Origin of the sequence: Polyangium sp. 6x1 (assembly GCF_029946515.1) — a bacterium.
Lineage (GTDB): Bacteria > Myxococcota_A > Polyangia > Polyangiales > Polyangiaceae > Polyangium.
Window position 1 is genome coordinate 1 of record NZ_JARZHH010000143.1, and the last position, 9,331, is coordinate 9,331.

General features: G+C 71.0%; 6 protein-coding genes. 4 read left to right on the forward strand and 2 right to left on the reverse strand.

All coding sequences use genetic code 11. From position 1 onward, the window contains the following. From QHF85_RS48945 to QHF85_RS48955, 3 genes are all read left to right on the forward strand, one after another. On the forward strand, nucleotides 1-1,530 hold a 1,530-nt coding region (locus QHF85_RS48945; protein ID WP_281334444.1), incomplete at its 5' end, for an Ig-like domain-containing protein. Further along, entirely contained in the window at nucleotides 1,527-2,966 is a 1,440-nt protein-coding gene (locus QHF85_RS48950) for a hypothetical protein (RefSeq protein WP_281334445.1), read from the forward strand. The genes QHF85_RS48945 and QHF85_RS48950, both read left to right, overlap by 4 nt. Further along, on the forward strand, nucleotides 2,963-4,444 hold the full coding sequence (locus QHF85_RS48955; protein ID WP_281334446.1) for a di-heme oxidoredictase family protein: 1,482 nt from the start codon (nucleotides 2,963-2,965) through the stop codon (nucleotides 4,442-4,444). Before QHF85_RS48950 ends, QHF85_RS48955 begins: the two co-directional genes overlap by 4 nt. 250 nt (nucleotides 4,445-4,694) lie before the next feature. Here QHF85_RS48955 and QHF85_RS48960 read toward each other — a convergent pair whose 3' ends face one another. Further along, complete coding sequence (locus QHF85_RS48960) at nucleotides 4,695-6,521, reverse strand: HTH domain-containing protein (RefSeq protein WP_281334447.1); 1,827 nt, start codon at nucleotides 6,519-6,521, stop codon at nucleotides 4,695-4,697. Between the two features lie 281 nt (nucleotides 6,522-6,802). Further along, nucleotides 6,803-8,314, reverse strand: coding sequence for a putative metal-binding motif-containing protein (locus tag QHF85_RS48965; protein WP_281334448.1), 1,512 nt, complete (start codon nucleotides 8,312-8,314; stop codon nucleotides 6,803-6,805). Nucleotides 8,315-8,383: 69 nt separating this feature from the next. Between QHF85_RS48965 and QHF85_RS48970 the strand changes: the two genes are divergently transcribed. Further along, entirely contained in the window at nucleotides 8,384-8,797 is a 414-nt protein-coding gene (locus QHF85_RS48970) for a hypothetical protein (protein WP_281334449.1), read from the forward strand. Nucleotides 8,798-9,331 lie beyond the last annotated feature (534 nt).

Below are 9,331 nucleotides of genomic sequence, written 5' to 3' on the forward strand. Positions count from 1 at the left end.
GGCATGGGCGGCGCTGGCGGCAGCGGTGGCGTGGGCGGCAGCGGCGGCGTAGGCGGCAGCGGTGGCGGCGGCGGCAGCGGTAGCGTCGGCGGCAGCGGCAGCGGTGGCGTTGGCGGCACCGGCGGCGCCGGCGGCGAAGGGGGCGCTCTGCCCGACACGACGCCGCCCGTCGTGACGCTCGCAGGCCCGAGCAACGGCGCCCAGCTCCGCACGGCTCGCCTCCGCGTCGCCGTGCACGCCGAGGACCCCGGCAGCCTGGCCAAAGTCGAATTCCGCTGGAACGGCGCCCCCGCGGTGACGCTCGACATGAGCAGCGGCGTGCCGGTGTTCGATGGAGCCGTGGACCAGCGGCCGACGCGCGGAAAAAACACGCTGCTCGTGGCCGCCGAGGATCTCTCGGGCAACCGAACGGAGGTGCCGCTCGAGGTAATGTTCGAGCGAAGGCTCGGCGCAGGCGGCTCCCACACCGGCACGGTCACGGCGGGGAAGGTCGCTCTGTGGGGCCGCAACAACCTCGGTCAGCTCGGCCTCGGCGTCGGCGACGCCACGTCGCGCTTCGAGCCCGTGCTCGTGCCCGGACTCGACGAGATCACCGCGATCGATCTCCGCCAGAACCAATCGCTGGCGCTCCGCCAGGACGGCATCCTGTTCGTCTGGGGAAACAACGCCGACGGCCGGCTCGGCCTGGGCTCCCCGGGCATGCCCGACGCCGACAAGCGCGAGGTCCCCACGCAGAACCCGAACCTGACCGGCGTCCTCGCGGCGACGTTCGGCTACGATCACACGCTCGTGCTGCTCGACGACGGGACGGTGCGCGCCTTCGGCGACAACGCCTCCGGGCAGCTCGGCGACGGTACGACGGAGGACCGCCATTATCCGGTCGTGGTCGCGGGGCTCGACGACATCATTCAGGTCGTCGCCGGTTCGAAGCACTCGCTCGCGCTCGGGCGCGACGGCACGGTCTGGGCCTGGGGGAGGAACCAGTACGGCAGCCTCGGCCAGGGGACCGCAGATACCGATCCGCACCCGACGCCGGCCCAGGTGCCCGGATTGACCGACGTCGTGCACCTCGCTTCCGGGCGGGATCACGTGCTCGCGGTGCGCGCCGACGGGACGGTCGTGGGCTGGGGGCTCAATCAAAATGGCCAGGTCGGCAATGGAATGAGCGGCGCGGACGCGGACGTCCTTTCGCCGACGGCCGTCGTGGGATTGCAGGATGCGGCGACGGTCTTGGCCGATGGAAACTACAGCTTCGCGGTCCGGACGAACGCGAGCGCGGTCGGCTGGGGGCAAAACTTCAATGGGCAGCTCGGCATCGGCGGCGACGATACCGTCGATCGGAGCGCGCCGGACGCGCCCCTCGCGCTGCCGTCGACGCTCGACATCGATCCGGGCGCGACCCACGCGATCGGGCTCTCGCCGGACGGCGCGGTCTACACGTGGGGTTGGAGCACGAACGGCAGCCTCGGACGGCCAAACCTGCTCAACAACTGGGCTTATCCGACGCCGGGGCTCGTGACACAGCCATGAGGCTCCGCGCGCTCGCCCTGGGCACGCTCGCCGCCAGCCTGGCCGTCGCGTGTTCCAGCGACCCGCCGGCGGACACGACGACATCCGCGAGCTCGACCGGCGCGGCGGGCGCAGGCGGGAGCGGCGGGGGCTCGACCGGAGAGGGCGGAAGCGCGATTCCGGACGAGGACGTCGTTCTCACGCTCGTGAGCCCCCTGCCCGGGATGGCGTTCGAGCGTCGTCACGTGGACGTGGACGTCGGCTTCGCCGTGCCGGAAGGCGGCGCGACGCTGCGGCTCGTGCTCGGCGAGGCGATCACCGACGAGCAGACGATCGACGCCAAGGTGACCACGGGAACGGCGCGGCTGCGGCTGCCACGCGCGCGCGGCGCGAACGGGTTTGTCGTGACGCTCGTGCTGCCGTCGGGGAAAACGGCTTCCGTGGAGGGGCATCTCCACGGCGGGCGCCTCGTGGCCGCATCCATCGACACGATGTTCGCTCTCCGGGACGGGACCCTCTTGCAATGGGGCGGAGGCGACCCGACGCCCAAGAAGCGGGACGCGCCGGCCGCGCTCGGGGCCATCGCCGAAGGCGGAGGCACGCTCTTCGCGCTCGACGCCCAAGGGCACGTATTCCGAGCCCCCGCGGGCCAGCCGCCCTTCGAGCCCGTGCCAGGGCTCGACGACATCGCAGCGATCGCGCCCGGCGGAGGACATGCCCTGTTCCTGCGCGCCGACGGTCGTGTCTTCGCCGCCGGGCAAAACGACCGAGGCCAGCTCGGCGCGGGCGACACGGAAAGCCACCCCGGCGTCGTCGAGGTCCTCCCGCTCGATGGAATCGTCGCCGTCGCCGCCTCCGACGACGCCTCGTTCGCGGTCGACGCGAGCGGCCTCGTGCACGCGTGGGGCTCGAACGACGAGGGTCAGCTCGGCCTCGGCGACGAGGACAGCTCGCCCCACCCCGATCCGCTCATCGTCCCGAACCTCGGGGACATCGTGGACGTGGCTGCCGGGCGGGACCATGTCCTCGCCTTGACCACGGCCGGCGGGCTCCACGCATGGGGGCTCGGCTCGAGCGGCCAGCTCGGCGACGGATCGGCCGGCATCCTGGCCTCGAAGCCACAGCCCGTTCCGCTCGTGCTCCCCGGCCGCGCCATCGCGCTCGGCGCCCGGGGAAACACGAGTCATGCCGTGCTGGCGAGCGGCGAGCTCCTCGTCTGGGGGCAAAACAGCCTCGCGCAGCTCGGCGTGGGCGACACGAACATGCGGACCAAACCCACCCCCAGCCTGGCCTCGGGCGTACGCGCGGTCGCCGCTGGCCTCACCGGCGGCACGGCCGTGAACGACGGCGGCAACCTCCAGGCGTGGGGGTCGAACACGAGCGGGCAGCTCGGGCTCCCGCTGCCCCCCGAAGGCCCGGAGCGATCGAGCATCCCGATCGAGGTGCCCTGGCCGTGAGCCGCCATGCAGCGCGATGGATCGCTCTCCTGGCCGCGATCCCCCTCCTGGGCCTGTCGTGCTCCGACGAGGCGCCCACGGGCCCCGGCGGCTCGGCTTCGGGCACCGGCGGGGCGGGGGCGTCGGGCGGAGGACCAGGCGGCGGCGGTTCTGGCGGCGGCGCGGGCGGAGCCAAGCCGGCCACCTTCGAGCCGGGCGAGGAGCGGCCCGGCGGCGACACGACGATCGATTCGCGCGACGAAAAGAGCTTCCTGCGCCCCGCGGCAAACCTCTCCCTGGAGCGCCTCGGGACCTTCGAGGCCGGACTCGCGCTCTTCGACGTCGCCTGGACAGTCGGAGGCGAAGTCGACCGTGACGGCCTCGGCCCGACCTACGTCGGCACCTCCTGCCGAAGCTGCCATTTCCGAGGCGGCCGGGGCGCGCCCCCGCCCCCCGGTCAGCCCATGACGTCGATGCTCGTGCGGCTCTCGATCCCCTCGGAGGACGGCGCCGCCTTCGTCCCCGATCCCCGCTACGGCGACCAGATCCAGAACAAAGCCATCCCCGGCGTCCTGCCCGAAGGATGGTTCTCCGTCGCCTACGAAGCCCAAGCCGGCGCCTACGCAGACGGCGCCTCCTACGAGCTGCTCGCGCCGGCCTACACGGCGCACGATCTGGCATTCGGCCCGCTCGCAGAGAACACGAGGCTCTCGCCGCGGGTTGCACAGCCCATGATCGGTCTCGGCCTGCTCGCCGCAATCCGCGACGAGGACATCGAAGCACTCGCCGACCCCAGTGACGCAAACGGCGACGGAATCCGCGGCCGGAGGAACCACGTCTCCATCGAAGGAGCGCTCTCCGCCGGCCGATTCGGCTGGAAAGCCAACGAGGTGGATCTCGCACGACAAACAGCAGGAGCCTTCCTCGGCGACATCGGAATCACCTCCCCACTGCACCCGACCGACAACTGTCCCCCCCTCCAAGCGCAATGCGCCGCAGCCGCAGGCACGACGCAGGACATCGACCCAGCGCGCTTCGACGCAATCGTCCTCCTCTCGCACCTCGTCGCCGTGCCCCATCGCCCCGACGCCGCCAACCCCGACGTGCTCCTCGGAAAAGCACTCTTCTCGCAAGCCGGCTGCAGCGGATGCCACACCCCATCCTTCATCACCGGCCCCCTCGCAGGTTTCCCCGAGCTCGAAGGCCAACACATCTACCCGTACACGGACCTCCTGATCCACGACATGGGCCCCGGCCTCGCCGACGAACGCCCCGACCAAGAGGCCGGAGGGCGCGACTTCCGGACCGCCCCCCTCTGGGGCATCGGCATGACAAACCTCATCTCCGGGCACACACGTCTCCTGCACGACGGACGCGCCCGAAGCATCGAAGAAGCCATCCTCTGGCACGGCGGCGAAGCCGAAGCCGCACGCGAAGGTTTTCGCGCACTCGACGCCGCAGGCAGGGCCGCGCTGCTTCGCTTCGTCAGCTCGCTCTGAGGCGTCGCGCCGGGGTTTCACCCCGGACCCGACCAGGGGTTGTCCACCCCTGGACCCGGACCAGGCGCGGCCTGGACCGAGGGTGCATCGACCGCGATGCGGTCGATGCAAAAGGTGCAGCGACGCGCAGAGCTGCGCGAGGATCGTTTGTGTTCCAATGAAGGGGAGGCGGGCGCGCTGCCGTTTGTTTGGGTTCAAACGAACGGCAGCGGCACGGGAGGGCGTGGGGGGCAGCGCCCCCCACCCAGGATCAGGACGCGCGAAGGGCGTCGAGCAGATCGACGTCCGGAATCGCGATCGGCAGCCGCGCCCGAATCACCGCCACGTCGTTGTCCTCGCAGAGGCGAGCCACGGCGAGGCCGTCGTAAAGCGCGATCGGCGCCGTCCCCGGAACAGACGCCTCTTCCCGCGCCCCAGACAACGTCTGCCCAGCCGTGAAGATCCACCCGACCGTGGCCGGCCCGTAGTGGTGCAGCGAGCCACGCAGCTCCGTCACCCGCTCGCGACCCACCTCACGGCCGTCGCGACGAATCACGATCGCCACCCGGATCTCGTCGTTGCCCACACGCAGGACGCCCGAGAAGTGCGACTCGCCACCCGGCGCACCCGCGCGGCGCACCGCGCGAAGCTGGCCAACCCCCATGCGCTCGAGCGCAAGGACGCAAACCTCGATGAACGCATGCCCAGGCAACTCGCCAAGCTTGCGAGCAAAGGCACGACGAGCCGCGTCGCGATAACGCTCCACCGCAGCAAGGGCCTCCTGCTCCAGGCGCGCCAGGTCGCCACCGAGCAGCCAGTCCGTCAGAGCCACGCGCCCGCCAGCAAAGCGGAAGCGCGGCCGCTGACCGGCAGCAATCCGGCGAGCATTGTCCGACCGCACGGCAGCGGCCACCTGCGACTGCACGAGCTGCGCATCCCCCGAGAGGCGACCGCGGCGCTGCGCCGTCTCCGCGATCTGCCGCAGAGACACCGCACCGGCGTTGCGATCGAACGTCGACAGGATCGCAGCCACCGCATCGGAGAGCTCACGGCCCGCGAGATCGTCGAGCGCCGGATGACCTTCACCCGGGGTCAGCTCGATGACCTGCGGCCCGCGATAGACAGCCTCGGTCGGCGCCACATCGCGCACGATCTCGCGGTCACGGTCGCGGCCTGCGTCGCGGTCGCGGTCACGGCCCGCGTCACGGCCCGCGTCACGGTCGCGGTCGCGGCCGCCCATGTCACGGTCGCGCGTGTCGCGACGAACCTCGAACGCGGGCGTCGCCGTGTACGAAGGCAGCCCGCCTCCGCTCGTGGGCACAGCCTGGGCCTCCCCGTTCGTGCTGCGACCACGGCGACGGCGGCGACGACGACGGCGGCCTTCTCCCCCGGGCTCGCCCGCCCCACCACCGGCGCGCTCATCGCCCCCGCCGAGGATCGGCTGGTCGTCGTCTTCTTCCTCGTCGAACATCTCCGCCGCGCCAGCAGCGGCCTCCGCGCGCATCACGTCGTCGGGGCCGGCAGGGCCTGCGTCGATCTCTTCCTCGTCCGCGGCACGCGCGTACGACGGCGCCGACGGGCGAGGCATGGGCGGGGCGATCTTGGCTGCCGGAGCCGGGGACACGAGCGTCTCGTCGTCCTCGTCGGCCTCTTCCTCGGCGGCGACGACCTCTTCAGGGGCGGCGGGGGCGGCCTCGAGCTCCTCGGGCGCCTCGTCCGACTCGACCTCCGCGGCCTCGCTCTCAGCTTCTTCCTCGACGGTCTCCGGCGCGCTGACCTCTTCCTCGACCTCGTGCCGAGCGGCCTTCGCGGGCTCTTGCTTGCCGCCGCGCTTGCCCTTCTTGCCGTCGAGACCCGCGCGCAGCGTCTTCTCGTCCCACTCCCGCAGCGCGAAGACGCCGGGCTTCACCCGGATGAGCGGCGTGTCGGACGAGTCCTTCTTGAGCATCGCGGCGAGCCGAGCGCCCATCGTGACCTCGGGGCTCTTCCCGACATGGCTGAGCAAGTTCTTCTCTATCGCGATATCGGTGATCTCTTTGTAGTGGAGCGGCCTGCCGACGAGGCGAAGCACCTCGGCCGCTGCATCGGTAAACGTCATCTTTTGTCCAGCCCTTCGGGCGCTCCCATCACTTGGGCGCTCCTCTTGGTGCGCGTCGCACGTGCCGTCCTTGTTTCGACGCCACGCGCTGGGCCTCTGCCCGCCACGACCGGGAAGCGCACATTCGCTCCCACTCGGCCGGACACGCTACTGAACAGCCGCATAACACGGGACGATCACCGAGTCAACCGCGGGAGCCCGCCCGAACGTCCACGATCGCACGATCTCCACGCCCCCGATCACCCTGGACGGACTTTTTCCAGACGAACGCCGCCAGCCCGCTACGGCCGGTACGTCTTCGGGGTCGGGAGCTTGCCCGGCAACCAGCGGAAAAAGTCGAGGATCGCGGACGAATCGAAGATGCCGTCGGACGAGTCCCACACGATGAACTCCACCGTGGCGATCTCACCGGGCACGATGGGCGCCTCCGTGGTCAGCCACCCCGTGCTGCCGCCGATCGAGCTCGGTGTGTTGTTGCAAGGCGAGTCAAAGTCGTCGTAGCCCGTGCCCGCGAGCTCGGATTTGCCGCCGGAGCAGAAATTGAAACCTGGCGTGCCGAAGCAACCCGTCGGTCCAGCCACACAACGATCGAAGAAGTTCAGGTTCACCGAACCGGGCGTCCCCTGGTTGTCGAACACCACGTTGTGGTTGTTCGCGATCCCCGGCGCGTTCGTCTTCAAGAGCACCACCCAGAGGTCGTTGAACGGCGAGCAGGCGTACTCCGGGTACTCGGACGACCAGTACGCATGATCGAACGCGAAGCTGTTCGCGTTCGTGGGGGTGCGCACCTGGATCTTGAGGTTGACCGGGTCGAATGCCGTGGGCGAGGCGGGGACCGGACATCCTGATTTGTTGGTCGGGAAGCCGGGAGGCGAGGCCGACTGCGTGCCGGTGTCCGTGCCGCCCTGCGGCGTGCCGAACTGGAAGTACGGCTGGCTCGGCGTCGCCGCGAAGCCCGTCGAGAAGAAGGCGAAGTTCTGGTTCGCCCGCGGGCCGAGCACGTTGCCCATCGACGTGATGATCGCGTGCGACTGCGCGGCCGGCGTGCCCGTGCCATCCGCGAGGCGCAGCTCCGCCGCGATCACGCCCCAGCGCTTGTTCGCGCCCGTCGCGTTCAGCGTCGTCGTCTGGCAAAGCTCGATCGACTTCGCGTAGTCGAGCGGATCCTGCGACGTGTACTGGAGCCCCGTGCCACACGCCGTGTTCGGGTTGTCGATCACGCCGTCGCAGTCGTCGTCCTTGCCGTTCGGGAAGTCGAACGCGCCCGGGTTCACCAGCGGATCGGCGTCGTTGCAGTCCCCGTCGCAGACCGAGTAGCCATCCCCGTCGGCGTCCGGACACGGGCCGTCGGGCGTCACGTCGACGGGCACGTCCTGCGGCACGTCCTCTGGGACGTCGACCGGGACATCGACCGGCACGTCTTCCGGTACGTCGACCGGCACGTCCTCCGGCACGTCTTCCGGCACATCCGCGGGGACGTCTTCCGGCACGTCGACCGGAACGTCCGCGGGAACGTCGACCGGCACGTCCTCGATCACGTCGAACGGCGCATCCTCCACCACGTCGAACGGCGCGTCCTCGACGAGCTCCTCCACCACGTCGAAGAACAAGCCATCCGGCGTCACGTCCGGCTGCGCGTCGTCGCCGGGCGCGTCGGGGCCGGCGTCCTCTTCTTCCTCCTCGTCGAGGGTGTCGTCCTCGATGTCGGTGCGCGCGCCGCAGCCCGGTCCGAGCCAGACCGCCGGCGTGGCGAGCGCAACCAGAACGAGCCCCCAGCGAAACGAAAAGCGCACGACGTAAGCCTCCCGAGCACACCCCCGGACGGCGGCCCGCGCCGTCGCCCGCCCGGAGAGTATCAGGAAATGAAGGAAACGTACGCGGTCCGCCTCGAACGGGAGTACGCTCCGGGGATGGAGCTCGGGCGGCTCCTCCAGGAGCTCATCCAGGCCGCGCGCAAGGCGGGCATCACCGTGCGCTCCGAGTCCTTCGACCCCTCGCTCTCCGACGGTGGCAAGAAGTGGCGCGGGGGGCTCTGTGTCATCCGCGGCAAACGCGTCATCCTCGTGGACGAACGCGCGCCGCTCGTCGACCGCATCGCCACCGTCGCCGCCTCGCTCGCCAGCGTCGACCTCGAGCACGTGTTCCTGCCCCCCATCGTCCGCGCGACGATCGGCGCCTACCAGCGCGAGTCCTCCGACCGGCCCGTCCCGAACGCGACCGTCCCGCTCCCCCCCGTGCGCGCGCGGCTCCGCCGGACCGACGACGACGACCCCTGAATCCGCGTTCGTCCGCGCGTGGGCCGAGTCCCGCGCACCTCAATCGCAGGCGCGTGCAGGACGGGCCGATCACGCTCTGGACCGCCGCCGCGCGGCCGCGCGCCTCCAGGTCGCCACGATTGCGCGAAAAAGGATCGATTCCAGGATGGCACACGCGTTGCTCCGTAATGGCGCGCGCCTTCGGGCGCGTCGAGGGAGCTCCGGGCCCGCCTCCCATCGCACCCTTTTCGGGCTCAATGACGCACTTCGCGCTTTCTTGCCATGACACAATCCCCTCCACGGGTCCCACCCCCGCGGGCCGCGCAGGCCCCCGAGAGGTCCCATCGGCCCGATTCCACACCGGGCCCCACCCCGAACGCGAACCGCCGCTCGCCAAGCGTGCCGCCGAGCGCCGAACCTCTGCGCCCGAAGCGCCCCGGGCCGAGCGTGCCGCCGCCCCCCGGGCCCGGCCTCTCCGACGCCGCCGCCGCGCTCTCCGGCGCCGCCGCCGCGCTCCATGACGCCGCCACCGCCCTCGAAGGCGCGGCCGCCCGG

What these genes read in the sequence shown, in the direction of transcription:
- QHF85_RS48950 (WP_281334445.1), top strand. Translation starts at nt 1,527, where the DNA reads ATGAGGCTCCGCGCGCTCGCCCTGGGCACGCTCGCCGCCAGCCTGGCC.
- QHF85_RS48960 (WP_281334447.1), bottom strand. Translation starts at nt 6,521, where the DNA reads ATGACGTTTACCGATGCAGCGGCCGAGGTGCTTCGCCTCGTCGGCAGG.
- QHF85_RS48970 (WP_281334449.1), top strand. Translation starts at nt 8,384, where the DNA reads ATGAAGGAAACGTACGCGGTCCGCCTCGAACGGGAGTACGCTCCGGGG.